At 69.9% G+C, this 25,900-nt stretch carries 24 protein-coding genes; 13 read left to right on the plus strand and 11 right to left on the minus strand.

Annotated features, from left to right (window positions below):
• The first annotated feature begins 64 nt into the window (after nucleotides 1–64).
• The 11 genes from ASG48_RS10090 (at nucleotide 65) to ASG48_RS10140 (ending at nucleotide 12,409) form a co-directional block, all read left to right on the plus strand.
• Nucleotides 65–703 carry a hypothetical protein gene (locus ASG48_RS10090; protein WP_055848906.1) on the plus strand — a complete coding sequence of 213 codons (639 nt, stop codon included), beginning with the start codon at nucleotides 65–67 and terminating at the stop codon, nucleotides 701–703.
• 112 nt (nucleotides 704–815) lie between these two features.
• Complete coding sequence (locus ASG48_RS10095; protein ID WP_055848910.1) at nucleotides 816–2,216, plus strand: DUF6513 domain-containing protein; 1,401 nt, start codon at nucleotides 816–818, stop codon at nucleotides 2,214–2,216.
• A gap of 56 nt (nucleotides 2,217–2,272) precedes the next feature.
• Nucleotides 2,273–2,857 carry a DUF447 domain-containing protein gene (locus ASG48_RS10100; RefSeq protein WP_055849726.1) on the plus strand — a complete coding sequence of 195 codons (585 nt, stop codon included), beginning with the start codon at nucleotides 2,273–2,275 and terminating at the stop codon, nucleotides 2,855–2,857.
• A gap of 70 nt (nucleotides 2,858–2,927) precedes the next feature.
• Entirely contained in the window at nucleotides 2,928–3,884 is a 957-nt protein-coding gene (locus ASG48_RS10105) for a sugar-binding transcriptional regulator (protein ID WP_055848913.1), read from the plus strand.
• 198 nt (nucleotides 3,885–4,082) lie between these two features.
• Nucleotides 4,083–5,396 (plus strand): sugar ABC transporter substrate-binding protein, encoded by a 1,314-nt coding sequence (locus ASG48_RS10110; protein ID WP_055848916.1) that lies wholly within the window; start codon nucleotides 4,083–4,085, stop codon nucleotides 5,394–5,396.
• Nucleotides 5,397–5,544: 148 nt separating this feature from the next.
• Nucleotides 5,545–6,417, plus strand: coding sequence for a sugar ABC transporter permease (locus ASG48_RS10115; protein ID WP_055848919.1), 873 nt, complete (start codon nucleotides 5,545–5,547; stop codon nucleotides 6,415–6,417).
• A gap of 3 nt (nucleotides 6,418–6,420) precedes the next feature.
• Nucleotides 6,421–7,251, plus strand: coding sequence for a carbohydrate ABC transporter permease (locus ASG48_RS10120; RefSeq protein WP_055848923.1), 831 nt, complete (start codon nucleotides 6,421–6,423; stop codon nucleotides 7,249–7,251).
• Nucleotides 7,252–7,282: 31 nt separating this feature from the next.
• On the plus strand, nucleotides 7,283–8,284 hold the full coding sequence (locus tag ASG48_RS10125) for an ABC transporter ATP-binding protein (RefSeq protein WP_055848927.1): 1,002 nt from the start codon (nucleotides 7,283–7,285) through the stop codon (nucleotides 8,282–8,284).
• The gene (locus ASG48_RS10130; RefSeq protein ID WP_055848930.1) at nucleotides 8,281–9,051 is read left to right on the plus strand and encodes an L-iditol 2-dehydrogenase; all 771 of its coding nucleotides are present in this window, start codon (nucleotides 8,281–8,283) and stop codon (nucleotides 9,049–9,051) included. The genes ASG48_RS10125 and ASG48_RS10130 overlap by 4 nt, the downstream gene beginning before the upstream one ends.
• Before the next feature lie 168 nt (nucleotides 9,052–9,219).
• The gene (locus ASG48_RS10135) at nucleotides 9,220–10,686 is read left to right on the plus strand and encodes a mannitol dehydrogenase family protein (RefSeq protein WP_055848933.1); all 1,467 of its coding nucleotides are present in this window, start codon (nucleotides 9,220–9,222) and stop codon (nucleotides 10,684–10,686) included.
• Between the two features lie 76 nt (nucleotides 10,687–10,762).
• On the plus strand, nucleotides 10,763–12,409 hold the full coding sequence (locus tag ASG48_RS10140) for an FGGY-family carbohydrate kinase (protein ID WP_055848935.1): 1,647 nt from the start codon (nucleotides 10,763–10,765) through the stop codon (nucleotides 12,407–12,409).
• Nucleotides 12,410–12,428: 19 nt separating this feature from the next.
• Here ASG48_RS10140 and ASG48_RS10145 read toward each other — a convergent pair whose 3' ends face one another.
• The 4 genes from ASG48_RS10145 to ASG48_RS10160 all read right to left on the minus strand — a co-directional run bounded on the left by ASG48_RS10145 (nucleotide 12,429) and on the right by ASG48_RS10160 (nucleotide 16,769).
• A complete protein-coding gene (locus tag ASG48_RS10145) occupies nucleotides 12,429–12,989 on the minus strand; it encodes a PQQ-dependent catabolism-associated CXXCW motif protein (RefSeq protein WP_055848938.1) in 561 nt (186 codons plus the stop codon).
• A 57-nt stretch (nucleotides 12,990–13,046) separates the two neighbouring features.
• On the minus strand, nucleotides 13,047–13,949 hold the full coding sequence (locus tag ASG48_RS10150) for a substrate-binding domain-containing protein (protein ID WP_055848941.1): 903 nt from the start codon (nucleotides 13,947–13,949) through the stop codon (nucleotides 13,047–13,049).
• 2 nt (nucleotides 13,950–13,951) lie between these two features.
• A complete protein-coding gene (locus ASG48_RS18815; RefSeq protein WP_244486864.1) occupies nucleotides 13,952–14,725 on the minus strand; it encodes a c-type cytochrome in 774 nt (257 codons plus the stop codon).
• A 199-nt stretch (nucleotides 14,726–14,924) separates the two neighbouring features.
• Nucleotides 14,925–16,769 carry a methanol/ethanol family PQQ-dependent dehydrogenase gene (locus ASG48_RS10160; RefSeq protein ID WP_055848944.1) on the minus strand — a complete coding sequence of 615 codons (1,845 nt, stop codon included), beginning with the start codon at nucleotides 16,767–16,769 and terminating at the stop codon, nucleotides 14,925–14,927.
• Between the two features lie 843 nt (nucleotides 16,770–17,612).
• Here ASG48_RS10160 and ASG48_RS10165 point away from each other — a divergent pair.
• Complete coding sequence (locus ASG48_RS10165; protein WP_082529390.1) at nucleotides 17,613–18,458, plus strand: quinoprotein dehydrogenase-associated SoxYZ-like carrier; 846 nt, start codon at nucleotides 17,613–17,615, stop codon at nucleotides 18,456–18,458.
• Nucleotides 18,459–18,516: 58 nt separating this feature from the next.
• Here the strand turns inward: ASG48_RS10165 and ASG48_RS10170 are convergent, their stop codons facing one another.
• The 3 genes from ASG48_RS10170 to ASG48_RS10180 form a co-directional block, all read right to left on the minus strand.
• Nucleotides 18,517–18,918, minus strand: a complete 402-nt coding sequence (locus tag ASG48_RS10170) for a hypothetical protein (protein ID WP_156381548.1) — start codon at nucleotides 18,916–18,918, stop codon at nucleotides 18,517–18,519.
• A gap of 116 nt (nucleotides 18,919–19,034) precedes the next feature.
• Nucleotides 19,035–20,000, minus strand: a complete 966-nt coding sequence (locus ASG48_RS10175; protein WP_055848947.1) for a cytochrome D1 domain-containing protein — start codon at nucleotides 19,998–20,000, stop codon at nucleotides 19,035–19,037.
• Between the two features lie 2 nt (nucleotides 20,001–20,002).
• Nucleotides 20,003–20,539, minus strand: coding sequence for an SRPBCC family protein (locus ASG48_RS10180; protein WP_348271129.1), 537 nt, complete (start codon nucleotides 20,537–20,539; stop codon nucleotides 20,003–20,005).
• A 265-nt stretch (nucleotides 20,540–20,804) separates the two neighbouring features.
• On the opposite strand from ASG48_RS10180, the gene ASG48_RS10185 reads away from it, so the two are divergent.
• Nucleotides 20,805–21,107 carry a hypothetical protein gene (locus ASG48_RS10185; RefSeq protein ID WP_055848954.1) on the plus strand — a complete coding sequence of 101 codons (303 nt, stop codon included), beginning with the start codon at nucleotides 20,805–20,807 and terminating at the stop codon, nucleotides 21,105–21,107.
• Nucleotides 21,108–21,185: 78 nt separating this feature from the next.
• Here the strand turns inward: ASG48_RS10185 and ASG48_RS10190 are convergent, their stop codons facing one another.
• The 4 genes from ASG48_RS10190 to ASG48_RS10205 form a co-directional block, all read right to left on the minus strand.
• Complete coding sequence (locus tag ASG48_RS10190) at nucleotides 21,186–22,001, minus strand: hypothetical protein (protein ID WP_055848957.1); 816 nt, start codon at nucleotides 21,999–22,001, stop codon at nucleotides 21,186–21,188.
• A gap of 298 nt (nucleotides 22,002–22,299) precedes the next feature.
• Nucleotides 22,300–23,868, minus strand: coding sequence for a DHA2 family efflux MFS transporter permease subunit (locus ASG48_RS10195; protein WP_082529391.1), 1,569 nt, complete (start codon nucleotides 23,866–23,868; stop codon nucleotides 22,300–22,302).
• Nucleotides 23,865–25,289: an HlyD family secretion protein gene (locus tag ASG48_RS10200; RefSeq protein ID WP_082529392.1), complete on the minus strand. Its 1,425-nt coding sequence runs from the start codon at nucleotides 25,287–25,289 to the stop codon at nucleotides 23,865–23,867. Before ASG48_RS10200 ends, ASG48_RS10195 begins: the two co-directional genes overlap by 4 nt.
• On the minus strand, nucleotides 25,286–25,771 hold the full coding sequence (locus ASG48_RS10205; protein ID WP_055848960.1) for a MarR family winged helix-turn-helix transcriptional regulator: 486 nt from the start codon (nucleotides 25,769–25,771) through the stop codon (nucleotides 25,286–25,288). Before ASG48_RS10205 ends, ASG48_RS10200 begins: the two co-directional genes overlap by 4 nt.
• Nucleotides 25,772–25,900: the final 129 nt, after the last annotated feature.

Raw genomic sequence — 25,900 nt, forward strand, 5'->3', positions numbered from 1 at the left:
TTTCGTTGCCGAGCGCCCGCAGAGGCGCCGGCGACCGTCCGCCGGGCCAGGGAGGCCGGCACCCATGCAGAACCTCACGGTCTTGAAGCTCGGCGGCAGTTTCGCCGTCTCGCCCGAACTGCCGCGCTGGATCGCGGCCATCGAACTCTCCGCCGCCCCGCTCGTCGTGGTGCCGGGCGGCGGCCCCTTCGCCGACGCGGTGCGCCGCGCGCAGGCCCGCATGGGCTTCGACGACGACACCGCCCATGTCATGGCGATCCACGCGATGGAACAGTACGGCCGCGCCATCGTGGCGCTCGGCACGCGCCTCGTGGAGACGCGCGACGCGCAGGAGATGGAGGCCGCCACCGGGCGCGGCGCGATCGCCGTCTGGATGCCCTCCACCATGGCCCTGTCCGATCCCGACATCGCGCGCGACTGGAGCGTGACCTCCGACAGCCTCGCCGCCTGGCTCGCCGGCCGGCTGCAGGCATCGCGCCTCGTCGTGATGAAGCAGATCGACGTGCCGGCGGGCACGGTGCTCGACGCGCTGGTGCGGGCGCAGATCGTCGACCCCGCCTTTCCCGACCATCTGGACCCCGGCACGGCGCTGCATCTGTGCGGCCCGTCCGAACTGCCGCGCGCCGGCGCGCTTCTGGCGCGCGGCGAGGCGCCGGGCGTGCGCGTCGCCTGCCACGGGCAGGCGCTCGTCGCGGCGCAGTAGCGTCCCGCCGCCGCTTTGCATTTGGCGGCGGCGCCCGGCATAGAGACGGCAAGGGCCGCCGGGCACGCGACCTCGATCCTTCCAACGAGAGAAGCGACGGCCGGCGCCGGGCATGACACGCGAACGACTGCTCTTCCTTACCGGCCATCTCGCCCGGCCCCGCCTGCAGCGCGTGCTGGAGGGGCTCGGCGAGACCGCCTTCGACTGGCGCATCGCCGATATCGGCGTGAAGGTCGCCGCCCTCGCCACCGGAGAGATCATCGAGCGGCGGCTGGAGCGGCCGGTCGAGGCCGACCGCGTGATCCTGCCCGGCCGCTGCCGCGCCGATCTCGATCGTCTGGCCGCAAGCTTCGGCGTGCCCTTCACGCGGGGCCCGGAGGAACTCGCCGACCTTCCCGCCTTTCTCGGGCGCAAGGGCGCGCCGCCGGACCTGTCGCGCCACGACACGGCGATCTTCGCCGAGATCGTCGACGCCACCGCCCTCTCGACGGCCGACCTCCTCGCCCGCGCCCTGCCGATGCGCGCGGCCGGCGCCGACGTCATCGACCTCGGCTGCCTGCCCGACACGCCCTTCCCCCATCTCGAAGAGGCGATCGCGGCGCTGAAGGGCGCGGGGCTGAAGGTCAGCGTCGACAGCGCCAGCCCGCAGGAACTGTCCCGCGCCACGCGCGCCGGCGCCGACTTCCTCCTCTCCCTCAACGAGGAGACGCTCGCGATCGCGGCGGAAGGGCCGGCGGTGCCGGTGCTCGTGCCCGCGCGCCCGCACGACATGGAGTCGCTCGACCGCGCCATCGCGAAGGCCCGCGCCATGGGCATCGCCTTCCTGGCGGACCCGATCCTCGATCCGATCCATTTCGGCTTCTCCGCCTCGCTGTCGCGCTACCATGCGCTGCGAGCGGCCCATCCCGACATCGAGATGCTGATGGGGACGGGCAATCTGACCGAACTCACCGACGCCGACACGTCGGGCATCACGGCCCTGCTCCTCGGCATCTGTTCGGAGCTTGCCATCCGCAACCTCCTCGTCGTCCATGTCAGCCCCCACACGCGCCGCACGATCGAGGAACACGACGCCGCGCGCCGCATGATGTTCGCCGCGCGCGCCGACGGCGCGCTGCCGCGCGGCTACGGCGCGGGCCTCCTGCAGGTGCACGACGTCAAGCCCCACGGCGCGACGCCCGGCGAGATCGCGGTGCAGGCCGAGTCCGTGAAGGACCGCAACTACCGCATCGAGACGGCCGAGGACGGCATCCATCTCTACACGCGCGGGATGCATGAGGTGGCGCAGGACGCCTTCGACTTCTATCCGAAGATCGAGGTGGAGAACGACCCCGCCCACGCCTTCTATCTCGGCGCCGAACTGCAGAAGGCCGAGATCGCCTGGCGGCTCGGCAAGCGCTACGCGCAGGACAACCGGCTCGACTTCGGCGTCGCCACCCCGCCCGATGCCGAGATCGACCGCACGCGGCTGGAAGAGGCCGGCCACACGCTGAAGGCCGGCCGCAAGGGCTGAGCGCACCGCTCGCCTGCCGGCCCGCGCCGTGGCAGAAGACGGGCGAGGAGATGCCGATGCCCTATATAAGCGAGACCATCCTGACCAGCGCGTCGCCGGACGGCGCGGTCCACATCGCCCCGCTCGGCATCATCGCCGAGGGCGAGCACTGGATCGTGGCGCCGTTCCACCCCTCGCGCACGCTGGCCAATATCCGCGCCACCGGCACCGTCGTCGCCAACTACACGGACGAGGCGAAGATCTTCGCCGGCTGCCTTACCGGCCGGCGCGACTGGCCGCTGACGGCGCTGGAGAACTGCCCGGTGCCGCGCCTCGAAGCCGCCCTCGCCCATGACGTCCTCGAGGTCGTCGACGTGAAGGACGATCCGGTGCGCCCGCGCTTTCGCTGCCGCGTCGCCGCCTCCGGCCAGCATCGCCCCTTCACCGGCATGAACCGCGCCAAGGCGGCGGTGCTGGAGGCCGCGATCCTCGTCTCGCGCCTCTCCATGCTGGCGCCGGAGAAGATCGAGGACGAGATCGCCTATCTCAAGATCGCCATCGACAAGACGGCCGGGCCCGAGGAGGAACAGGCCTGGTACTGGCTCCTGGAAAAGGTCATCGCGCATCTGGCGAGCGTGGAGGACCAGCGCGCCGCGCCCTGAGCCGCACGCGAAGGCTTGCCCTTCGCCCGCCCGGCCCTCTACTGGTTCCGGCGATATCGGGGAGCATGAGATGAGCAAGCCGCGGGAGGAAGAGGTCTCTCGCCTCGACGAGGCGGCCCGGGCCGGCTGGCTCTACTACGTCGCCGGCAACACGCAGGAGGAGATCGCCGGCAAGCTCGGCCTGTCGCGCCAGAGCGTGCAGCGCCTCGTCTCGCTGTCGATGAGCGCCGGCCTCGTGCGCGTGCGCATCGACCATCCGATCGCCGCCTGCCTCGATCTCGGCGCCCGGCTGAAGGCGCGTTTCGGCCTCGCCTATGCCGAGGTCGTGCCGAGCGATCCCGCCTCCGGCTCCACCACGCTCGGCATCGCGCAGGCCTGCGCCGACGAGCTGGAGCGCCGCCTCCTTTCGCCCGTTCCGATCATCCTCGCCATCGGCACGGGGCGCACGCTGAAGGCCGCCGTCGAGCACCTGCCGGCGACGATCCGCTGCCCGCAGCACCGCATCGTCTCGCTCACCGGCAATGTGGCGCCGGACGGCTCGGCCGCGCTCTACAACGTCATCTTCTCAATGGCCGACCGCGTCGAGGCGCCGCATTACCCGATGCCGCTGCCCGTCGTCGTCTCCTCCGCGCAGGAGCGCGCCCTCCTGCACGAGCAGAAGGTCATCCGCTCGACCCTCGCCCTTGCCGCGCAAGCCGATACGAGCTTCGTGGGCGTCGGCGAGATCGGCCCGCAGACGCCGCTCCTTCTCGACCGGTTCATCGGCCGCGAGGAGGAGGAGGAGATCGCACGCGCCGGCGCCGTCGGCGAGATCTGCGGCTGGATCTTCGGCGCGGACGGCCGGATCATCGACTGCGCCTTCAACGAACGCGTGGCGAGCGCCCCCCTCCCCTCGACCGCGCGGGGCACGGTGATCGGCGTGGCCATGGGCGCGGCCAAGCGGCCGGCCCTTCGCGCCGCGCTCGGCGCGCTGCTGAACGGCGTCATCACCGACGAGACGACGGCCAGAAGCCTTCTCGAAGACTGACGCCGGCGCCGCCCGCCCCGGCGACCGCGGACCCTCCCATCCCGATTCATCCCACCCAAGGTCCGCGCGGCCCGACGGCGCACGCGCAGCGTCGATTTTGTGCGGTGCAGCACAACCGGTCCATTGACACTGTCAGGCCTTCATACGAACATTTGCCCGAAGAGCGATCAATTGCTCGCAACGGGATTGGGAGGTTCCATGCATTCGTTGAAGGTCCTGGCGGGGGCGGTGTCGCTTCTCGCCCTTTGCGGCGTGGCCCGCGCCGAGACGCTGACCATCGGCACGGTCAACAACAACGACATGATCCGCATGCAGGGTCTGACGTCGGAATTCACCAAGGCCCATCCGGACATCCAGGTGAACTGGGTGACGCTGGAGGAGAACATCCTGCGCCAGCGCGTGACGACGGACATCGCCACCAAGGGCGGCCAGTTCGACATCATGACGATCGGGACCTACGAGGTGCCGATCTGGTCCAAGCAGCAGTGGCTCGCCCCGCTCGACAATCTGGGCGCCGACTACGACGCCGACGACCTGCTGCCGCCGATCCGCGCCGCCCTGTCGACGGACGGCAAGCTCTACGCCGCGCCCTTCTATGCCGAGAGCGTCATGACGCTCTACCGCACGGATCTGATGGAGAAGGCCGGGCTGACCATGCCCGAGAAGCCCACCTGGGACTTCATCGCCGAGGCGGCCGAGAAGATGACCGACAAGTCGGCGGGCGTCTACGGCATCTGCCTGCGCGGCAAGGCCGGCTGGGGCGAGAACATGGCCTTCCTCGGCAACATGGCCCGCGGGTTCGGCGCGAACTATTTCGACGCCTCGTGGCAGCCGCAGTTCGAGAGCGAGGGCTGGAAGAAGGCCGTCACCCTCTATGTCGATCTCCTGACCAAATACGGGCCTCCGGGCGTGGCCTCCAACGGCTTCAACGAGACGCTCTCGCTCTTCGGCCAGGGCAAGTGCGGCATGTGGATGGACGCCACCGTCGCCGCCTCCTTCGTGACCGACCCCAAGCAGAGCCAGGTCGCCGACAAGGTCGGCTTCGCCCCGGCGCCCTGCGGCACGCAGAACTGCCCCAACGAGGGCGCGAACTGGCTCTGGGCCTGGTCGCTCGCCATCCCGAGCTCGTCGCAGAAGAAGGAGGCCGCCGAGACCTTCATCGCCTGGGCGACCTCCAAGGCCTATGCCGAGCTCGTCGCCTCCAAGGAGGGCTGGGCGAACGTGCCCCCGGGCACGCGCACCTCGCTCTACGAGAACCCGGACTATACCAAGGCCGCGCCCTTCGCCGCGCAGACGCTCGCCGCGATCAACAAGGCCGATCCCTCGGCCGGTCCCGACAAGCCCTATGTCGGCCTGCAATTCGCCGCGATCCCGCAGTTCCAGGGCCTGGGCACGGCGGTCGGCCAGCAGATGTCGGCCGCGCTCTCGGGCGCCTCGACCGTCGACGCCGCGCTCGCCGCCGCCCAGTCGGCCGCCACGCGCGAGATGACCCGCGCCGGCTACATCAAGTAACGGCACCCTCCTCCCGCGCGGCGCCTCTGCGAGGCCTCGCGCGGGACCCGACGGCCTCCCGACGCGAACGACGTTCCGCCCTTCGCCGCGCTCCACGCGCGCGCTGCCGGCGCGGCGTTCCTCACGCTCATCCCGACGGATCGGTCCCATGGCGACGCTTCAAACCAAATCGGCGGCCCGCTTCATGATCGCCCCCACGGTCATCGCGCTCTTTGCGTGGATGATCGTGCCGCTGGTCATGACGCTCTACTTCTCGACGCTCGCCTACAGCCTGTTCGACCCGACGGCGACGCCCTTCGTCGGCCTCGAGAACTACACCTACTTTCTCGCCGATCCCGAGTTCCTGACGGCCCTGCGCAACACGCTCGTGCTCGTCCTCGGCGTGCTCGCCATCACCATCGTCGGCGGCGTCCTCGTGGCGCTTCTCCTCGACCAGGTCTTCTACGGAGTCGGCATCGTCCGGCTTCTGGTCATCTCGCCCTTCTTCGTCATGCCCACGGTCGCCGCGCTCGTGTGGAAGAACATGATGATGAACCCGGTCTACGGCGTCATCGGCCAGTTCCTCAACGCCGTCGGCATCGGCTCGATCGACTGGCTCTCCGAATATCCGCTCTTCTCGGTCATCGTCATCGTCGCCTGGCAGTGGCTGCCCTTCTCCGCCCTCATCCTCCTCACCGCGCTCCAGTCCCTGTCAGAGGACCAGAAGGAGGCGGCCGGCATGGACGGGGCGGGACCGCTCTCGATCTTCTGGTACATCACGCTGCCGCACATGAGCCGCGCGATCACCGTCGTGATCCTCATCCAGACGATCTTCCTCCTCTCCGTCTTCGCCGAGATCCTGGTGACGACGAACGGCGGACCGGGCTCGGCGACGACCAACATCACCTATCTCGTCTATCGCCTCGCGATCCTGAACTCCGACATCGGCGCGGCCTCCGCCGGCGGCATCGTCGCCGTGATCATCGCCAACATCGTCGCCTTCTTCCTCGTGCGCCTCATCGGCAAGAACCTGGAGGCCTGACCCATGGCCCGTCGCGTCTCCAACGGCCGCAAGATCGGCATGACCGTCCTCGCCTGGGCGGTCGGCCTCCTGATCTTCTTCCCGATCCTGTGGACCATCGTCACCTCGTTCAAGTCCGAGCTCGACGCGATCTCCATCCCGCCGAAATTCGTCTTCTTCGACTGGACGACCGAGAACTACACGGCGATCCAGGAGCAGCGGAACTACTTCTCGTTCCTGTGGAATTCGGTGATCCTGTCGCTCGGCTCCACCCTGCTCGGCCTGATCTTCGCCATCCCCGCCGCCTGGGCCATGGCCTTCTCGCCGACCAGGCGCACCAAGGACGTGCTCCTGTGGATGCTCTCGACCAAGATGATGCCCGCCGTCGGCGCGCTGATCCCGGTCTATCTCCTCTTCGTGCGCTTCGGCCTTCTCGACTCGCGCATCGGCATGATCGTCATCCTCTTCCTCATCAACCTGCCGATCGTGGTGTGGATGCTCTATACCTACTTCAAGGAGATCCCCGTCGACATCCTGGAGGCGGCCCGCATGGACGGGGCCTCGCTCGCCAAGGAGATCACGCAGGTCCTGGCGCCGATGGCGATCCCCGGCATCGCCTCCACCGTCCTCCTCAACGTCATACTGGCCTGGAACGAGGCCTTCTGGACGCTGAACCTGACGACGACGAACGCCGCGCCGCTGACGGCCTTCATCGCCTCCTTCTCCAGCCCCCAGGGCAATTTCTACGCCAAGCTCTCCGCCGCCTCGACGCTCGCGATCGCCCCGATCCTCATCATCGGCTGGTTCTCCCAGAAGCAGCTCGTGCGCGGTCTCACCTTCGGAGCCGTCAAGTGAGCCTTTCCCCCGTCAAGTCCGGAGTGCCGGCATGAGCGCGATCACGCTGAAATCCGTCAAGAAGAGCTTCGGCGACATCGACGTCATCCCGGGCATCGACCTTCAGATCGAGGACGGCGAGTTCGTCGTCTTCGTCGGCCCCTCGGGCTGCGGGAAGTCGACGCTCCTGCGCATCATCGCGGGGCTGGAGGACGCGAGCGCCGGCCGGATCGAGATCGACGGGCGCGACGTCACCGACGTCTCGCCGGCCAAGCGCGAGCTGGCGATGGTCTTCCAGTCCTACGCGCTCTATCCGCATATGAGCGTCGCCGACAATATCGGCTTTCCCCTGAAGATGGCCGGCCTGGACAAGGCCGCGCGCGAGAAGAAGATCCGCGCCGCCGCCGCCACGCTGAACCTCACCGACTATCTCGCCCGGCGCCCGCGCGAACTCTCCGGCGGCCAGCGCCAGCGCGTGGCCATCGGCCGCGCCATCGTGCGCGAGCCCAAGGGCTTCCTCTTCGACGAGCCGTTGTCGAATCTGGACGCGGCGCTGCGCGTCAACATGCGGCTCGAGCTCTCCGAGCTGCACCAGCAGCTGAAGACCACGATGATCTACGTCACCCACGACCAGGTCGAGGCGATGACGATGGCCGACAAGATCGTCGTCCTCAACAAGGGCTCGATCGCGCAGGTCGGGTCGCCGCTCGACCTCTATCGCAGCCCGGCCAACCTCTTCGTCGCCGGCTTCATCGGCTCGCCCAAGATGAACATCCTCACCGGGCCCTTCGCCGCGAGCCACGGCGCGACGAGCGTCGGCGTGCGGCCCGAGCATCTGACCATCGGCACCGGCACGGGGCCGCTCACGGGCACCGCCGGCGTCTCGGAGCATCTGGGCTCCGACACGTTCGTGCACGTCAAGCTCGACGACGGCCAGGGCGTGACGGCCCGCGCGCCCGGCGAGTTCCGCGTCGCCCATGGCGACCGCGTCGCGCTCACCCCCGAGCCCGGCCAGATCCACCGCTTCGACGAGAAGGGACTTGCGATCCGATGAGACGCCTCGAAGGAAAACGCGCCGTCATCACCGGCTCGGCGCGCGGCATCGGCCTCGCCTTCGCCAAGGCCTATGTCGCGGAAGGCGCGCGCGTCGTCCTCCTCGACATCGACGGCAAGGCCGCCGAGGCGGCCGCCGCGTCCATCGGGCCGGAGGCGAGCGCCCGGCAGCTCGACGTGACGAAGGTCGCCGAGATCGACCGCGTCGTCGCCGAGATCGCCGCCGAAGGCCCGATCGACATCCTCGTCAACAACGCCGCCCTCTTCGACATGGCGCCGGTGAACGAGGTGGAGGAAGCGTCCTACGAGAGGCTCTTCGCGGTCAACGTGAAGGGGCCCCTCTTCATGATGCGCGCGGTCTCGCGCCACATGATCGAGCGCGGCCAGGGCGGCAAGATCGTCAACATGGCGAGCCAGGCCGGCCGGCGCGGCGAGGCGCTCGTCACCGTCTACTGCGCCACCAAGGCGGCGATGATCTCGCTCACCCAGTCGGCGGGCCTGGCCCTCATCAAGCACGGCATCAACGTCAACGCCATCGCGCCCGGCGTCGTCGACGGCGAGCACTGGGACGGCGTCGACGCGCTCTTCGCCCGGTACGAGAACCGGCCGCTCGGCGAGAAGAAGCGCCTCGTCGCCGCCGAGGTGCCCTTCGGGCGCATGGGCACGGCCGAGGATCTGGCCGGCATGGCGATCTTCCTCGCCTCGAAGGAGGCCGACTACATCGTCGCCCAGACCTACAATGTCGACGGCGGCAACTGGATGAGCTGACGGCGAACCGGAGCCCGGCGCTTTGCCGCCATAGCCCCGGGCGTCATCGCCGCCGACGAGAGGCACCGCCCGCCGCATGGCCGGGCGCGCCTTGAGACCCCCGAAGGCCGGCGCTTGCTCCGAGCGCCGACCGCCCCCCGACCAGACCCAGAGACGGGAATTCCGACCATGAGCGTCACCCTTTCCTCCGCGACCCTGCCGGCGGTGGCGCGAACCGTCGCCGTGCCGAGCTACGACCGCGCCGCCCTGACCGCCGGCATCCTGCATTTCGGCGTCGGCAACTTCCACCGCGCGCATCAGGGCGTCTATCTCGACGCGCTGTTCGAGACCGGCAAGGGCCACGATTTCGCGATCGTCGGGGCGGGCGTCCTGCCCTTGGAGACGGCGATGCGCGACAAGCTCGCCGCGCAGGATTTCCTCACCACCGTCGTCGAACAGGACAGCGACCGCAGCGCGGCGCGCGTCACCGGACCAATGATCGAGTTCCTGCCGATCGGCGACGCCGCCGCCATCGTCGCGCGGCTTGCCGATCCCGCCATCCGCATCGTCTCGCTGACGATCACCGAGGGCGGCTATTTCGTCGATTCGACCGGCCATTTCGACCCGGCCCACCCCGCCATCGCCGCCGACGGCGCCCATCCCGAGGCGCCCAAGACCGTCTTCGGCCTGATCGTCGCCGGCCTCAAGGCGCGCCGCGCCCGGGGCGTCGCGCCCTTCACCGTCATGTCCTGCGACAACATCCCCCACAACGGCGCCGTGACGCTCGACGCCGTCGCCGGCACGGCCGAACTCTCCGATCCCGAGCTCGCCGCCTTCATCCGCGGACAGGTCGCCTTCCCGAACTCGATGGTGGACCGCATCACGCCGGCCACCAGCGCGCGCGAGATCGAGCATCTGGAGGCGACGTTCGGCATCGCCGACCAGTGGCCGGTCTATTGCGAGGAGTTCAAGCAATGGGTGATGGAGGACCGCTTCCCGACCGGGCGCCCGGCGCTGGAGGAGGTCGGCGTCACCTTCGTCGAGGACGTGGCGCCCTACGAGCTGATGAAGATCCGCATCCTCAACGGCGGCCATGCGGCGATCGCCTATCCCGGCGTCCTCCTCGACATCCGCTTCGTGCACGAGGTGATGGAACATCCGCTCATCCGCGCCTTCCTCGCCAAGCTGACGCGCGAGGAGATCATCCCCGTCGTGCCGCCTGTGCCCGACACCTCGCTCGAAGACTATGCCCGGCTCATCGAGCACCGCTTCTCCAACCCCAAGATCGGCGACACGGCCGCGCGCCTCGCGCTCGACGGCTCGAACCGCCAGCCCAAATTCATCGTGCCGACGATCCGCGACCGGCTGGCGGCGGGAAAGGGGATCGACGGGCTCGCCCTCGTCTCCGCCCTCTGGTGCCGGGCGCTCGGCGGCCCCTCCGAAAGCGGGCGCGAGATGCCGCTGGTCGACCCCAATCTCGACCGCATCCGGACGGCGGCCGAGGCCGCGCGGACCGACCCGTCCGCCTTCCTCGCGCTGAAGGACGTCTACGGGGATCTGGCCGCGGACGAGACCTTCGCGACGGCCTTCGCCACCCAGCTCCGCTCGCTCTGGGAGAAGGGCGTGGAGGCGACGCTGCGCGACTATCTGGCGTGAGGGGAGCGGCCTGAACGCGCTTCCGCTGCGCGGCGCGATGCTCTAGTGCCTTGGCCCGGGAGAACCGGGAGGGAGCATGGCAGCCCTGTATGTCGGCGTCGATGTCGGGACCGCCAGCGCGCGCGCGGGCGTCTTCGACGGCACCGGGGACTTGCGCGGCTCGGCCCGCCGCCCGATCCGCATCTGGCAGGAGGACGGGTTCTTCGCCGAACAGTCCTCCGCCGACATCTGGCAGGCGGTGGTGGCCTGCGTGCGCGAGGCGCTTCGCTTCGCCGGCGCCCGGCCGCAGGACGTGCGGGGCATCGGCTTCGACGCGACCTGCTCGCTCGTCGTCCTCGACGGGCACGGTCGCCCCCTTCCCGTCGGCCCCTCCGACGATCCCGCCCGCGACATCGTGATGTGGATGGACCACCGCGCCATTCCCCAGGCCGACCGGATCACCGCGACGGGCCATCCGGTGCTGCGCTATGTCGGCGGCGTCATCTCGCCGGAAATGCAGACGCCGAAGCTTCTCTGGCTGAAGGAGAACCGGCCCGAGACCTTCGCCGCGGCCGGGCATTTCTTCGATCTCTCCGACTATCTCACCTGGCGCGCCACGGGGAGCGAGGCCCGTTCTGTCTGCACACTCACCTGCAAATGGACCTATCTCGCCCACCAGTCCCGCTGGGACGAGGACTTCTTCCGCAGGATCGGCCTCGAAACGCTGGCGGACGAGGGCTTCGCGCGCATGGGCACGACGGTCGCCGAGATCGGCGCGCCGCTCGCAAACGGGCTGACGCGGGAGGCCGCCGACGCCTTCGGCCTCTCGCCTGGCACGCCGGTCGGCGCCTCGCTGATCGACGCCCATGCGGGTGCCGCCGGGACGCTCGGCGGGCGCCGGGCGGAGGGCACGACCGCCGATCCGAAGAGCGAGCTCGCCCTCATCATGGGCACCTCGTCCTGCGTCATGGCCGTCACCCGCGAGCCCGTCTTCGTGCCGGGGGTCTGGGGCCCCTACGACCGCGCGCTCCTGCCGGGCTGCTGGCTCCTGGAAGGCGGCCAGTCCGCCTATGGCGCCGCGCTGGACCATCTCGTGGCGATGCATCCCGCCTTCCCGGCCGCACGCGAGGCGGCGGCCGGCGCCGGGCTTTCGGTCCTCGATCTCCTGGAGCAGCGCGCGCTGGCGCTCGCCGGATCGCCGGAGGCCGCAGCCCGGCTCGCATCCTCGATCCATATCGTGCCCGAGTTCCTCGGCAACCGGTCGCCAGACGCCGATCCGCACGCGACGGCGATCCTCTGCGGCCTGTCCCTCGAGACGACGCCCGAGAGCCTGACGCGGCTCTTCGTGGCGAGCCTGTGCGCGCTGAGCTACGGCACGCGCCAGATCGTCGAGACCTTCCGCGAGAAGGGCATCGATCCCGGCACGATCGTCGTCTCCGGCGGCGCGTCCCGCTCGCGCCTCCTGCGGCGCATCCTCAGCGATGCGACAGGCCTGACGGTCGCGCTGCCGCGCACCGCGGAGCCCGTGCTCCTTGGCAGCGCCATGCTCGGCGCCGTCGCCTGCGGCGACCGCTCGGACCTCTCGGCGGCGGCCGCGTCCATGGCGCGCATCGAAAGCGAGCTGGAGCCCGGCGACGAGGCGATCCGCGCCTTCCACGCGCGCAAATACGCGGTCTTCCTGGATCTCCAGGCGAGCGAGCGGCGGGTGCGGGCGATGATGCGCGAGACGGGCGCCGGCCGCTGAGGCCCGGCGCCGGCCGGCGCTACTCGTCGGGCCGGGCGACGGGTTCGGCGACGACGAGCGGCAGGCCGGCCTCCGCCCAGCCGTCGGTGCCGTCCGGATACCAGTGGACGGCGCCGTAGCCCGCCTCCACCGCCCGCCGGGCGGCGTTCCAGCTCATCCAGCAGTCGCGCTGGCAGTAGAGGACGAGCGGAGCGGCCTTGTCGCCGCGGGTCGCGGCTTCCAGCCCCTTCATCAGATAGTCGCGCATCACCGGCGCCAGCGCGCCGTAGCCGGTGTCGACGAGCCATATCGAGCCTGGAATGTCGCGCCGCTCCTTCGGATGCCAGAGCGTGCCGGCGGGAAGGCCCTTCGGCTTGGGCGCGCGCGGCATGACGTCGACGAAGGCGACGCCCTTCTCGTGCAGCGCCTTCGCCGCCGCCGTGTCGACCACGGTCGCGCCCTTCAGCGTCGCCGGCGTCGGCGCGCGGTAGTCGTCCATGCGGTAGTCGGCAGGTTCCGGAACCGTCGCCGCGACTTGCGCGAACGCCGCCGGCATCGCCGCCGCAAGGACGAGAAGCACGAGCGCGAGACGGTGCAGCATGAGAGGCCTTCCCTTCGTGGCGAGGGGCCCGATGCGCCACGCGCCGGGCCCGACGCGTCAGCCCTTCGGCGTCGGGGCGCCCGCGCCGGCATCGGGCGTCGCGGCGCCGGCCTTGGAGACGATCGGGCGGTTCTGCTCGTCGAGCAGCGGCACGCCGTAGGAGAGGAGGATCTCGTCGATCGCGCCCTGGTTCTCCTGGATCACGCGGTTGAGCGTGCGCTTCCATTCCTGGTCGGCGACCCGCACGCCCATGGTGATGCGGTAGGTCGTAGCCGGCCCGCGGCCTTCATGCGTCAGCGGCACGACCGTGTAGTCCTTGCCGGAGACCTTGGCGTAATAGCCCGCGAGCGGCCCCCAGAGCAGCGCCGCGTCGATCTCGCCCTTGCCGAGATCGTCGATCATCGCCTTGGCGGAGTTCTCGTAGCGCGTGTCGACCATCAGCTGGTAGGCCTTGGCCTTGCTCATCAGACCGGCCTTGGCGAGGAAGGTCGCCGGCGGCGTGCCCGCCACCACGCCGACGCGCTTGCCCTTGAGGCGCGGGTCGGCGATCGTGTCGATTCCGTCGAGATCGCCGCCCTTCGGCACGACCAGCGCATAGGCCGTGCGGTAGTAGGCGTTGGTGTTCTGGACGAGTTCGTCGCCCTGCGGATAGCTGATGATGACGTCGCAGACATTGGCGCCGAGCGTCATGCGCACGAAGCCGGTGACCTGCGGAAAATAGGAGTAGGAGACGGCGGTGCGGCCGAGCTTGCCGGCGAGGAAGCGCGCGACGGCCTGCTCGAACCCCTCCTCCTTCTCGTTGGAGAAGGGCATGTTGTTGGGGTCGGCGCAGACGCGCAGCGTGTCGGGATCGACGAGCTCGATCTCGCCGCCGAACTCGCGGTCCTGGGCGAAGGCGGGCGACACCGCGAGCGCCGAGAGGCTCGCGATGCCGAAGGCCAGTGCCGTGAGGGCGCGCATCCCTAGAAGCCCAGGCAGTCGTACTCGGCCTTCTGGGCGGCCTCGTCCTTGGCGTGGGGCTTGGGCTCGCCGCGCTGGACGACGCCGTCCGTGCGGCCCTTGAGATAGATGTAGATCGCGTCGAGCGAGCACATCACGTTCGGATCCTCGCCCCAGGCCGGCATGATCGAGTTGCCGGAGGAGTTCCACTTGTTCTGCTGGCCGGAGACGATGATGCCGGCGAAGTCGAAATAGCTGAGATTCTGCAGCGACTCGGTGAGGTTCGGCGCGAAGGACGAGCCCATGCCGTCCGGTCCGTGGCACTGCATGCAGTTGGCCATGTATTTCTTGTAGCCGCGCCAGGAATACCAGTCGAACTGGCCGTCGGCCGAGACGCTGTAGGTCGGGTTGCCGGCCGAATCGACGAACTTGCCCTGCTCGCCGGGCGTCGGCGCGTTGCCGGACGTGGCGGTGTCCTTCGAGGGATGGGCGTCGACCTTCATCTTGGCGTCGCTCGCCATCTGCGCGCCGCCGGCGGCCGGTGCAGGGGCGGCGGCGGGCGCGGCGGCCTGGGCGTCGGCCGGAGCGGCCGAGGATGCGGCGGGAGCAGGCGCGGGCGCCGCCGGGGCGGCGGGCGCTGCGGGCGCCGCCTGGGCCGTCTGGCTCGCGGCCGGCGCCGCCGCCGCGGGCGCGCTCTGGCCGGCGGGGACCACCGTGGTGCCGGCAGCCTGCGCCAGGGCGAGTGATGTCGTGCCGAGGAGGACGGCCCCGATTACCGCCGTGAACTTCATCGTCATCAGAACCTCTTGAAACAACGCGCGGGTGCCATCGGCATCCCGAAGCTTCGACAATGCGCCGGCCAGGCCTCGGCCCGGTCCGGCACCTCCCCTCCCAAGCGGAGACCGGCACCGGGCCTTGACGGGCCGGTGCCGGGCCATTGTCGCTGCGAGCGGATGCTCCCGGGGCCGGACCCCGGGAGCATCGATGACGTCCGGCTTACTTGGCCGCCGTCTGGTCCGGCACGGTGAAGACCGTCAGCTGGCCGCCGAGCGCGGTGTACTTGGACAGGGCCGCATAGCCGCCGACCGCGCCGAGACCGGCGTTCGGATCGGTGAGGCCCGCCGCGAGGCCGATGCCGGCCCAGCCGCCGATGCCGGACAGGATGCCGACATACTGCTTGTTGTCCTGCTCGTAGGTCATCACGTTGCCGATGATGCCGGACGGGGTCTTGAACGAGTAGAGCTCGTCGCCCGTCTTGGCGTCGACCGCCTTCAGGTAGCCTTCGAGCGTGCCGTAGAAGACGACGCCGCCCTTGGTGGCGAGGGCACCCGACCAGACCGAGAACTGCTCGGGCAGCGACCAGACGATCTCACCCTTGCCCGCGTCCCAGGCGATGAAGTTGCCCATGCCGCCATGGCTGTTGGGCGCCGGGTACATGGACAGCGTGGCGCCCACATAGGGCTGGCCGGCCGTGTAGGCGACGCGGAACGGCTCGTAATCCATGCAGACGTGGTTGGTCGGCACGTAGAAGAGCTTGGTGTCCGGCGAGTAGGAGGCCGGCTGCTGGTCCTTGGTGCCGAGAGCCGCCGGGCAGATGCCCGTCGAGTTCACGTCTTCGCCGTTCTGCTCGGTCGAGTACTGGGCGACGACCTGCGGCCGGCCGTACTGGTCCGAATTCTTGTCCATGACGACTTCCGTCGCCCAGTTCACGGCCGGATCGTACTTCTTTGCCACCAGGAGCTCGCCGGTCTCACGGTCGAGCGTGTAGGCGAAGCCGTTGCGGTCGAAATGCACGAGGGCCTTGCGGTCCTGGCCGTTCACCGGGATGTCCGCGAGGATCATCTCGTTGACGCCGTCGAAGTCCCACTCGTCGTGCGGGGTCATCTGGTAGACCCACTTGGCCATGCCGGTGTCGGCATCGCGGGCCATGATGGTCATCGACCACTTGTTGTCGCCCGGACGCTGGGAGGGGTTCCAGGTCGAGGGATTGCCGGTGCCGTAATAGACGAGGTTCAGCGCCGGATCGTAGCTATACCAGCCCCAGGTGGTGCCGCCGCCGATCTGCCACTGGTCGCCTTCCCAGGTCTTGATCGAGGAGTCCGCGCCGACCGGCTTGCCGAGCGACATGGTCTTCTCGGGGTCGAACAGCATCTCCGCGTCCGGGCCCGTCGAATAGGCGCGCCAGGCCATCTTGCCGTCCGCGAGATTGTAGGCGGTGAGCGAACCGCGCACGCCGAACTCGCCGCCGGAGATGCCGATCATCACCTTGTCCTTGACGACCATCGGGGCCGCCGTGCCGGTCTCGCCCTTCGAGGGATCGCCGTTCTGCACCGACCACATCTGCTCGCCGGTGTCGGCGTTCAGCGCCACGACCGAGGTGTCGGCCTGGTGCAGGATGATCATGCCGGGCTTGCCGTCGGCGCCGGGCGCATAGGCGACGCCGCGGTTGACCGTGTCGCAGCACATGACCGGAATGACGTTCGGGTCCTGCTTGGGCTCGTACTTCCACTTGATCGAGCCCTGGTCCTTCAGGTCGAGCGCGTAGACGATGTTGGGGAAGGGCGTGTGCACGTACATCGTGTCGCCGATGACGAGCGGCGAGCCCTCGTGGCCGCGCAGGACGCCCGTCGAGAAGGTCCACGCCGGGACCATGCTCTTGACGTTGTCCTTGTTGATCTTGTCGAGCGTCGAATAGCGCTGGTTGCCGTAGTCGCCGGTGGGCATGACCCACTGCTTGGCGTCCTGCGACATCTGCTGCAGGTTTTCGCTCGCCGAGGCGAGGCTTCCGAGCGATACGAGAAGGCTCGTCGCAAGGGCCGCCTTCGTCAGAGATTTCAGCATGTGTAGTCCTCCCAAAAGAAATCGCCCGCAGCCTCTGCCCCGACGCATGACACGCCGGCGGGTCGCCATGATTGTCAGGGGGAAGGTTTCCGGCAGCGTGTCACGACCGCCAATAGGGGTCTTGGTGGGCACCGTTGATCGACGCCCTACCGTGGCCTTCGAGATTCGCAGCGCTCCCAACGCTGCGACCTTGAAGCCGGAAACCATGCAGGAATGGTAGGCCGGGAATTTTTCCTGCGCAAGCGACAAGGCGGCCTTTTTCTGTTTGCACTGCAGCAAAGACATCGATGAATTCATTGTAACTTTCGTCGATATATCGCATGCGACAGCAACCCGATCGCCATCCGGCGTCGGCCTGGCGCCAGAATGTCGCATCGTCCATCGAGCGACAAGTTCTTCTCGACAGTCGTGATGAAGAAAGAACTACGGCGGATGCGGCGGACGACTTGGCCTCGATTGAGAACGCGCGCCGGAATTCGATTCGGCACGGGCCTCTGCATGGCCGCCAGTGCGTCCTCTCTTTCCATATCGTCACGATTGCAGGGGAGGAGCCGGTCGTCTTCGACCTTTTGGCTATGCGCTCGGCGCATGACGATGGCGTGAGGGAGACGGGAGCTCGGACGAATCGAGCTTCGGATCGCGGAAAACCGGCCGGGGCCTTGAATCGGGCCACGAGCGCCCGCCCGTTTCACCGCATCGCAGCACAGGCCGCGGGCGATGCGTCACCCGGCCGCACGCCCGGCGCCGCCGGCGGGCTCGTTTCCCGCCGCTTGCGATTCGCGCAGGGAGCGCCCAGTTTAGAGGCACGCGGTCGGGCACGCGCGTTCTCAAGAGGAATCGAAGATGCCAATCGTCTCGAAGCTCCGGACGCCGGTCCCAACGGCTCTGCCGACGCTGTTCGCCGCCCTTCTTCTCGGCGCTGCGGGGCTCCAGGGCGCCGCCGCGCAGACCGCCACCTCGCCGGAGGCGGCCGCGGCCGCTGCCCAGTCGTCCTGGCCGGGGCTTCGCGCCGATCTCTTCGGCGAGACGCCGCTCGTGGAGGGCACCTCTGTCGTGACCCTCGAGGCGCCGGCCCGCGCGGCCGATCCCGCGCTCGTTCCGATCGATCTCGTCCTCGATCCGGCCGCGAAGATCCGCAAGGTCACGCTCGTCATCGACGAGAACCCCTCCCCCGTCGCCGCCACCTTCACCATCGGCGAGAGCGCCGGGCTCACGCGGCTGTCGACCCGCGTGCGCGTCAACGCCTACACGGATATCCACGCCGTCGCGGAGGCCGAGGACGGCACGCTCTACATGACGAAGCGCTTCGTGAAGGCCGCGGGCGGCTGCGCGGCGCCGGCGGCCAAGGATCCCGAGCAGGCGGCGCGCGAGATGGGACAGATGAAGCTGCGCGAGTTCGCGGCCAAGGACGGGCTCGCCGAGGCGCAGCTGATGATCCGCCATCCCAACAATTCGGGGCTCCAGAAGGATCAGGTCACGCTTCTCTATATCCCCGCCCATTTCATCACCGACCTCAGCGTCGAGCGCGACGGCACGCCGATCTTCTCGATGAGCGGCGGCATCTCGATCTCGGAGGACCCGAGCTTCCGCTTCACCTATGCCGGCCCGTCCAGCGGCCCGTTCCACGCCAGGGGCGTCGATACGGAAGGCAAGGTCTTCGAGAAGACCTTCCAGCAGTCCGAGAGCTGATCGCGCCATCGGGGCGCCGGCCGCGACCGGGCCCCGAAGCGTGGCGGGAACCGCGCGCCTATTCGAAGCAGCGCACCTCGGCCTCGGCCTGGGCGCGGCGCAGGTCGCCGACGGCGGCCTTCGATTCCTCGCTGGTGCGGAAGATCACGCCCTTCTCGCCCGTCACCTGTCCCATCGACAGGAAGGTGGAAGCCTCGAGATAGCGGGGATAGGAGACGAGCGAGGCGACCACGTCGAAGGAGCAGGCGCAGCGCTCGAGCGCGCTGCGCGTGTTGCCGTTGGTGGCCATGCAGCCGAACACGTAGTCCGCCGTCGCCTCCGTCGGGTAGTCGGCGCGCGTGTCGGCGAGCGGCAGGGGCGTGGCGAGCTGCGCGAGCGCCGGCGCCGGCAGCGCGGCGAGGAGCACGGCCGCGAGCGCGGCGCCGAGGGCGCTGGAGCAGGACTTCCCTATAGCGGTCATGACGTCTCTCCCTTTGTCCGTTGGACCCTCGCTCCCGCCCGGCGGCGGGCCTCCTGCAGGGTCTGTCCCGCCTGTCTCGCGCGCAGGCCGCAGCCGGCGGGGACCGCGCGCCGGCGCTACTTCCCGGGGTCCGACGACGCGGCGATGAACTCGCCGAAGGCCCGCGGCCCGTCCGGCACTTCGACGCTGCCGACGAGCGCCAGGGTCTCGGCGTCGATCTTCACCAGCGTGTTGTCGAACCAGTTGGCGACATAGAGGTAGCGCCCGTCGGCGGAGACGTCGATGCCCTCGGGATACTCGCCCGTCTCGATCTGCCCGACGCGCTCGCGCGTCGCGGCGTCGAACACGGTGACGGTTCCGCCATACTGGTCCGTGACGAAGACGCGCCCGCGCGTCTCGGCGGCGGCATAGGGATGCGAGCCGACCGGCACGCGCCCGAGGACGGTGTGGCGCGCGGCGTCGATCACGGTGACGTCGTCGCTGCCGACATCGGCGGCGTAGACGCGCGTTCCATCCGGCGAGAAGGAGACGCCGAACGGGCGGGCGCCGACGCGAATGCGGGCGATCGCAGAGCCGCTCGCCGCGTCGATGAAGGACACCTGGTCGCTGTCGCGGTCGGCCGTCACGATCACGCGGCCGTCCGCCGAGACGGCGACGCCGGAGGGCGACTGCCCCGTCTCGAAGCGCGCGGCGACGGCGCCCGTCTCGGGGTCCACCACGAGCAGCGAATGGGAATACCAGTCCGCCACGTAGACGGGCGCGCCGGACGGATGAACGGCGATGCCGAGCGGCCCGCCGCCGACCTCGATCTCGCGCAGCACCGTGCCGGCCTCGGTGTCGATCACGCTGATCGCCTTGGCCTCCGGCCGGCTGACATAGGCGCGGCGCCCGTCGGCGGAGACGGCGATGCCCGCCGGCTTGCCGCCGACGGGAATGGTCTTGCGCACGATCATGGCGTCGAGATCGACGATGGAGACGCTCTCGGCCTCCTGGCTCGTGACGAAGGCCATCTCTCCGGCCGCCGCCGGCGCGGCAAGCGCGAGGAGCGCCGCCGCGACGGCCGCGGCCCGGGCGGGCCGCATCGTCAAACGCCCGCTTCCACCTTGGCCTTCAACCCGTCCAGCCCCTCGCGCAGATAGGCCGAGACCCCCTTGATGGCGGCCTCGTCGTTGAGCTCGGCCGGCGGGTCGTTGTTGGGATAGCCGCGATAGAAGGCCGCGCGCCAGGTCACTTCCGTCTTCGTGCCGTCCGCCGAGGGCTTCACCGTGACGTTGGACGAATAGTTCGTCGCCGGCAGGACGTTCACGTCGGTATGGCCGATGAAGGTCGCCAGGCTCATCTTGGCCGGATCGATCTTGGAGAGTTCCTCCTCCATCATGCCGCCGGCCTTGAAGCCGAGCGTGCGCACCGAGCCCACTTCGCTGCCCTTTGTGGCGTCGGTCATGGCGATGCGCGGGTGCCAGCTCATGTCGGCGTAATTGCCGAGAACCGCCCAGACCTTGTCGGGGGTCGCGTTGATCTCGACGGTCTCGCTCGCCTTCTGCCGGCTCGGCCCGTGCGCCGACGCAAGGCTCGGCATGAGGATCAAGGCCATGATGATGCTGATGATTCGTGCTGCCACGAAGGGTCTCCCAATCTGTCTCCCGAGCACGGGGGACGGGGCGCGCCCCGCCGTTCCGCGCGCGCACAGCCTAGGGGCTGGCGCCGCGCGAGGGAAGCCGGGGCGCCTCGTGCTTTGGACCGATCCCGCCTTCGTGACCGGCTCCCCCGCCGGCCCGCGTGTCCCGCAGGCCACAGGTTCCCGAACGGAAGCGGAGCGCGGGCGGCGGTTAGGATTGCGTTAACCAATCCTTCGCACGATGCGATGAGAGAGCGGAGCGCACGCCATGCGTCACATCGAAATCGCAGAAGGCCTCAGGATCCGGTTTCCCGCGCGCGGGCCGGACTTCGACGACGGGATCGAGGTGGGGATGCTGGCCGCGCTGATGGCGCTGGGCGGCCCCGTGGTGGAGCGGGGCGTCTCGCCGGCGGCCGCCGAGCAGGCGGCGATCCTCGCCGGAAAGCTCGGCTATCACGTGGCCGACGAGCGCCGCGACGGCGCCCTCACCTACATCACCCTGCGCAAGGGCCGGGCGCGTCCCCGCCTGTCCATCGTTCGCCTCGCCGAGCCGATGGCCGCACAGGTCTGAGACGCGGAACGGCCGCCCGAAACGGAACCGGGCCGGCGCGAGGCGCCGACCCGGATCGTCTTCGAGAGGGCTGTCGCCTCAGTAGCCGCGGCGCACGCGCTCCTCGGGGGTCAGAACCGCCTTGTCGCGACCGTCCTCGACCTCGACGTCGGTGCGGCGCTCGCCGAGGCCCGACGCCCGGTCGGCACCGCGCAGCATCGAGGGATCCTCGGACGATTCCAGCGGAACGTAGGAGCGGATGCGCGAGCGGCCGTGATCGGTCTCGCGGCGCCCGAGCCCGAGCCGGTCGGCCACACGCTGCGCGCCGCCGAGGGCGGTGTCGGCGGCGGAGCCGGCATGGCCCTGCATGCCGGTGCCGGTCGTCGCGGCCGAGCCGGTGCCGGGATAGGGCGTGCTGGCGGCCATGCGCTGGTCCGCGGAGCCCGTGCCGATGCCCGCGACGCCCGCATCGCTCGAACGTCCGTAGGCGGCATCGCTGACGCGCCCGGTCTCGACGCGCCCGCCGGTCTCGTAGCCGGAGATCGTCGTCTCGCGGCGGCTCGTCCAGCCTTCCGCGCGCCACTGCGTCTCGCGCCCTTCCAGATCGACCGCGCCGGCCTCCTCGAGAATGTCGCCGATGCGGTCGAAGGGCACGGATTGCGAGCGGACGGTCACGACCGAGCCGCCGCGCCTCACGCCCTCGGCATAGCTGTCGCGGTCGTCGTCGGGCATGAAGAAGTCGCCGAGCTTCTCGAAGAAGCTGCGATCGTCATGGGTCTGGGAACTCGTGCCGGCGGCGGCGTGAGCGCCGTGGATCTCGACGTCGGACTGGGTGACGCCCGCCGCCACGAGGCGGTCGACGGCGTTCTGGGCATCGGAGCGGGAATCGAAATAGGCGGTGATGGTGCGGCTCATGGGATCGTTTCCTCGGCGGACCGGCCCTTTGGCGCGGCCTGGACGGAGGGGTCCGGTCCAGGCGCGGGGCGCGACCTCTGTTTCAGGGGCGGCACGCGGAGCCCTCGTCCGCTCCGGGCCCGCGCCAGCCCGGTCGCCGCGCGGGCGAAGGGTGACGAGGGCCGGACCGTGCGCCGGTGCCGCGACCATCCCGATCAACCGCCGGCCGATTCGATTGGTTCCCTGACGAAGTCTTCGAACCCGTCGCCTCGGCCCGGCCGAGCGCACCGCCGGCGGGACCGGGCGCGGGCCGTGCCGCTCAATCCAAGGCGGCGTGCGGCGCGCCCCCGCCCGCCCCGGCCTTCGGACCGCGCATGAGGAGGACGAGCGGCATCACGGCGAGCGTGACGATCATCATCAGCTTGAAGTCGTCGACATAGGCGATCATCGCCGCCTGCGCCTGCACGGACTGGTTCATCATCGCGAGCGTCGCCTCGGGGCCGAGGCCCGTGCCCGCGCCCATCGCGTCGAGATTGGGGTTGAACGGCGTCAGCCTGGAGGTGAGCTCCGCGCGGTTGACGATGATGTTGTGCGCCAGCTCCGTCGAGACGATCGAGATGCCGACGGACGAGCCGATATTGCGCAGGAGGCTGAACAGCGACGTCGCGTCCGTGCGGAACCTCTGCGGCAGCGTGGCGAAGGCGATGGTGGAGAGCGGCACGAAGACGAGCCCGAGCCCGAGCCCCTGCACGACGCCCGAGACGACGATCGGCGTGCGGTCCATCAGGATGGAGAAGCCGCTCATCTGCCAGAGCGAGAGCGCCGTCAGCGAAAGGCCGGCGAGGATGAGGAGGCGCGCGTCGACCTTGCCGACCAATCGGCCGACGAGGATCATCGAGATCATCGTGCCGACGCCGCGCGGCGCGAGGACGAGGCCGCTCGTCACCACGGGATAGCCGAGGATGTTCTGCAGCATGGGCGGCAGCAGCGCGAGGCCCGACAGGAGCAGCGCGCCGACCATGAAGATGAGGACGAGGGCGGTGACGAAATTGCGGTCGCGGAAGATCTGGGGATCGATGAACGGCGCCTTCGTGCCGGTGATGTGCAGGACGAAGAGCCAGGCCCCGGTGATGGCGAGGCCGAGCTCGATCCAGATCTCAGGCGAGGCGAACCAGTCCACCTGCTCGCCGCGATCCAGCATCAGCTGGAAGGCGCCGATGGCGAGCGAGAGCATGGCGAAGCCGAAGAAGTCGAAGCCGCGCGGACGGGGCATGGTCCGGGGCAGGAAGGCGATCATGCCGGCGAGCGCCAGGAGGCCGATCGGCAGGTTCACGAAGAACACGTAGCGCCAGTTGAACGTCTCCGTCAGCCAGCCGCCGAGCGTCGGGCCGACGATCGGGCCGACCATGATGCCCGCGCCCCAGATCGCCATGGCCTGCCCGTGCTTCTCCTTCGGGTTGATGTTGAGGAGGACGGTCTGCGACAGCGGCACGAGGGCGGCGCCGAAGAGACCCTGCAGGAGGCGGAAGGCGATCATCTCCTCGAGGCTCGTGGAGAGGCCGCAGGCCATGGAGGCGACGACGAAGCCGGCGACGGAGACGATGAAGAGCCTCGACAGGCCGAACCGGTCCGACAGCCAGCCGGTGACGGGCGTCATGATGGCGGCGGCGACGATATAGGAGGTGAGGACCCAGGTGATCTGGTCCTGCGCGGCGCCGAGCGAGCCCTGCATGTTCGGCAGGGCCACGTTCGCGATCGTGGTGTCGAGCACCTGCATGATCGTGGCGAGCATGATCGAGGCGGTGATGATGCCCTTGTTCGGGACATCGACCCCCGAGGCCGGCGCCGGCGCCCGTTCCGGCGCGCCGCGGGCCGTCGTCGCGCTCATCGGGCCGCGGGCGCTGCGCCGGCAGCGCCGTCCTTCTCGGTCTCGACGAGGGCGCCCGGCAGAGCCGGGGCGGCAGCGCCGTCCTTCTCGGTCTCGACGAGGGCGCCCGGCAGAGCCGGGGCGGCATCCAGCGCCGCGCGCTCGCGGCTGGCGACGGTCGCCGGCAGCGCGTCGGCCGCGGCCTGCGGCGCGGCGTTGAGATCGGTCGCCGCCTGCGAGGCGCGGATGCCCGCGTCCTCGCGCACGAGGCCGCCGAGCCCGACCATCTCCAGCGGACGCTTCAGGATCTTCGGCGCGCCGCGCGCGTGGCCGATATCCACCGTCACGCTGGCGCTCATGCCCGCGCGCAGCGGCGGGGCGTCCGGCCCCGGCCGCAGGTCGATGCGCACGGGGATGCGCTGGACGACCTTGACCCAGTTGCCCGTGGCGTTCTGCGCCGGCAGGATGGCGAATTCGGAGCCCGTGCCGGCACCGATCGAGCCGATCACGGCCGGGATCGGGCGCCCGGGATAGGTGTCGAGCTCGACCTCCACCGGCTGGCCGACGCGCATCTCGGTGATCTCGGTCTCCTTGTAGTTCGCCTCCACATAGGAGCCGCCCGTCTCCACGAGGCTCATGACCGCGGTCGCCGGCGTCACGTACTGGCCGACCTGCAGCCGGTCGGTCTGGCTCACCAGCCCGTCCTCGGGCGCCACGACCTGCGCGCGCGCGAGATCGAGCTCGGCCCCGTGCAGCGTCGCGAGCGCCTGCAGCACGTCGGGGTGGCGGTCGATGGGGATCTCGGGATCGCCGGCCAGAGCGGCCTTGGCCGAGAGCACGGCCTGCTCGGCCTGCGCGAAGCTGCCGCGGGCCTGCTGCAGCGTCAGCGCCGTCTGGTCGGCCGAGGCCTGGCTGACGACGCCGCTCTTGATCAGCGCGCGCTGGCGGTCGTCGCTCGTCTGCGCCGTGTCCAGCGCCTCGCGGGCGGTCTGCGCCCCCGTCACCGCCTGCCGGTAGGCGGCCTTCATCTTCTCCACCTCGAGCCGTGCGGACTGGAGTTCGGCCTCGGCCTGCTCGACGGCGTTGCGATAGGTCGCGTCGTCGACGGCAAAGAGCGGCTGGCCGGCGCGCACGGCCTGGTTCTCGGCGACGGCGACGCTCGCGATCTGGCCGCTCACCTGCGGCATGACCGTGACGCGGTCCTGCTGCACATAGGCGTCCTCGGTGTTCACGTAGCGACCGCCCGTCACCCAGAAATAGGCCCCGCCGACGACGAGCGCGAGCGGCAGGCCGACCATCAGGAGCATGCGCAGGGGGCGGCGACGGCGCGCCGCCGCCTCGGGCGCGGCCGTGGCGTCTTCCTCAACCCGCGTGCCGGCCGGCGGGGTCTTCGCCAGGGCCTCGGCCGTCTCGATCTGCGTCTTCTCGGGGCTGGCGTTCATTCGACCTCTCCCAGCGAAGGGACTGAAACGGGGGGACGGGCGGCGGCGCGGCCGTCGTCCGAGAGATTGGCGAGAAGCGTCCTGAGGCCGTGGAACAGGGCCTCGCACTCGGGCTCCGACAGACCGTCCATCGCCTCCTCGAAGACGCGCTGGGCGCGCCCGCGCATCGGCTCCAGGAGTTCGCGGCTCTTGGCCGTGGTGAAGAGCTGGCGGGCGCGGCGGTCGTTCGGATCCTGCCGGCGCTCGACGAGATCGGCGAGGACCATGCGGTCGACATGGCGGCACAGCGTCATCGGCTCGATGTCGAGAAGCGTGGCCAGCGCCGCCTGGCTCATGCCCTCGTTCTTCGACAGGCGCGCCACGATCTGGAGCTGCGCGGAGGTCATGGCGATGTCGCGGCTCTCCTGCTCGAGGCGGCGGCGCAGGAGCCGGGCCGAATCGATGACGAGAGTGCCGAGGCTCTGGTGCGGGTTCGCGGTCATCGCCAGTATTTAATAAACAGGCTTATGATAAGCAAGTGTCCGACAACGTCGAGGCCCGGTCTTCGTTCCCGGCAGGGCCGCGCCATCGTGCCGGCAGGGGGTCGCAGGGGCGCGAGCCTTGACGCCGGG

The organism is Aurantimonas sp. Leaf443, from assembly GCF_001425575.1.
Lineage (GTDB): Bacteria > Pseudomonadota > Alphaproteobacteria > Rhizobiales > Rhizobiaceae > Leaf443.

Coding starts and splice junctions, on each gene's coding strand:
- ASG48_RS10090 (WP_055848906.1), top strand. CDS start 65: ATGCAGAACCTCACGGTCTTGAAGCTCGGCGGCAGTTTCGCCGTCTCG.
- ASG48_RS10095 (WP_055848910.1), top strand. CDS start 816: ATGACACGCGAACGACTGCTCTTCCTTACCGGCCATCTCGCCCGGCCC.
- ASG48_RS10100 (WP_055849726.1), top strand. CDS start 2,273: ATGCCCTATATAAGCGAGACCATCCTGACCAGCGCGTCGCCGGACGGC.
- ASG48_RS10105 (WP_055848913.1), top strand. CDS start 2,928: ATGAGCAAGCCGCGGGAGGAAGAGGTCTCTCGCCTCGACGAGGCGGCC.
- ASG48_RS10110 (WP_055848916.1), top strand. CDS start 4,083: ATGCATTCGTTGAAGGTCCTGGCGGGGGCGGTGTCGCTTCTCGCCCTT.
- ASG48_RS10115 (WP_055848919.1), top strand. CDS start 5,545: ATGGCGACGCTTCAAACCAAATCGGCGGCCCGCTTCATGATCGCCCCC.
- ASG48_RS10120 (WP_055848923.1), top strand. CDS start 6,421: ATGGCCCGTCGCGTCTCCAACGGCCGCAAGATCGGCATGACCGTCCTC.
- ASG48_RS10125 (WP_055848927.1), top strand. CDS start 7,283: ATGAGCGCGATCACGCTGAAATCCGTCAAGAAGAGCTTCGGCGACATC.
- ASG48_RS10130 (WP_055848930.1), top strand. CDS start 8,281: ATGAGACGCCTCGAAGGAAAACGCGCCGTCATCACCGGCTCGGCGCGC.
- ASG48_RS10135 (WP_055848933.1), top strand. CDS start 9,220: ATGAGCGTCACCCTTTCCTCCGCGACCCTGCCGGCGGTGGCGCGAACC.
- ASG48_RS10140 (WP_055848935.1), top strand. CDS start 10,763: ATGGCAGCCCTGTATGTCGGCGTCGATGTCGGGACCGCCAGCGCGCGC.
- ASG48_RS10145 (WP_055848938.1), bottom strand. CDS start 12,989: ATGCTGCACCGTCTCGCGCTCGTGCTTCTCGTCCTTGCGGCGGCGATG.
- ASG48_RS10150 (WP_055848941.1), bottom strand. CDS start 13,949: ATGCGCGCCCTCACGGCACTGGCCTTCGGCATCGCGAGCCTCTCGGCG.
- ASG48_RS18815 (WP_244486864.1), bottom strand. CDS start 14,725: ATGACGATGAAGTTCACGGCGGTAATCGGGGCCGTCCTCCTCGGCACG.
- ASG48_RS10160 (WP_055848944.1), bottom strand. CDS start 16,769: ATGCTGAAATCTCTGACGAAGGCGGCCCTTGCGACGAGCCTTCTCGTA.
- ASG48_RS10165 (WP_082529390.1), top strand. CDS start 17,613: ATGCCAATCGTCTCGAAGCTCCGGACGCCGGTCCCAACGGCTCTGCCG.
- ASG48_RS10170 (WP_156381548.1), bottom strand. CDS start 18,918: ATGACCGCTATAGGGAAGTCCTGCTCCAGCGCCCTCGGCGCCGCGCTC.
- ASG48_RS10175 (WP_055848947.1), bottom strand. CDS start 20,000: ATGCGGCCCGCCCGGGCCGCGGCCGTCGCGGCGGCGCTCCTCGCGCTT.
- ASG48_RS10185 (WP_055848954.1), top strand. CDS start 20,805: ATGCGTCACATCGAAATCGCAGAAGGCCTCAGGATCCGGTTTCCCGCG.
- ASG48_RS10190 (WP_055848957.1), bottom strand. CDS start 22,001: ATGAGCCGCACCATCACCGCCTATTTCGATTCCCGCTCCGATGCCCAG.
- ASG48_RS10195 (WP_082529391.1), bottom strand. CDS start 23,868: ATGAGCGCGACGACGGCCCGCGGCGCGCCGGAACGGGCGCCGGCGCCG.
- ASG48_RS10200 (WP_082529392.1), bottom strand. CDS start 25,289: ATGAACGCCAGCCCCGAGAAGACGCAGATCGAGACGGCCGAGGCCCTG.
- ASG48_RS10205 (WP_055848960.1), bottom strand. CDS start 25,771: ATGACCGCGAACCCGCACCAGAGCCTCGGCACTCTCGTCATCGATTCG.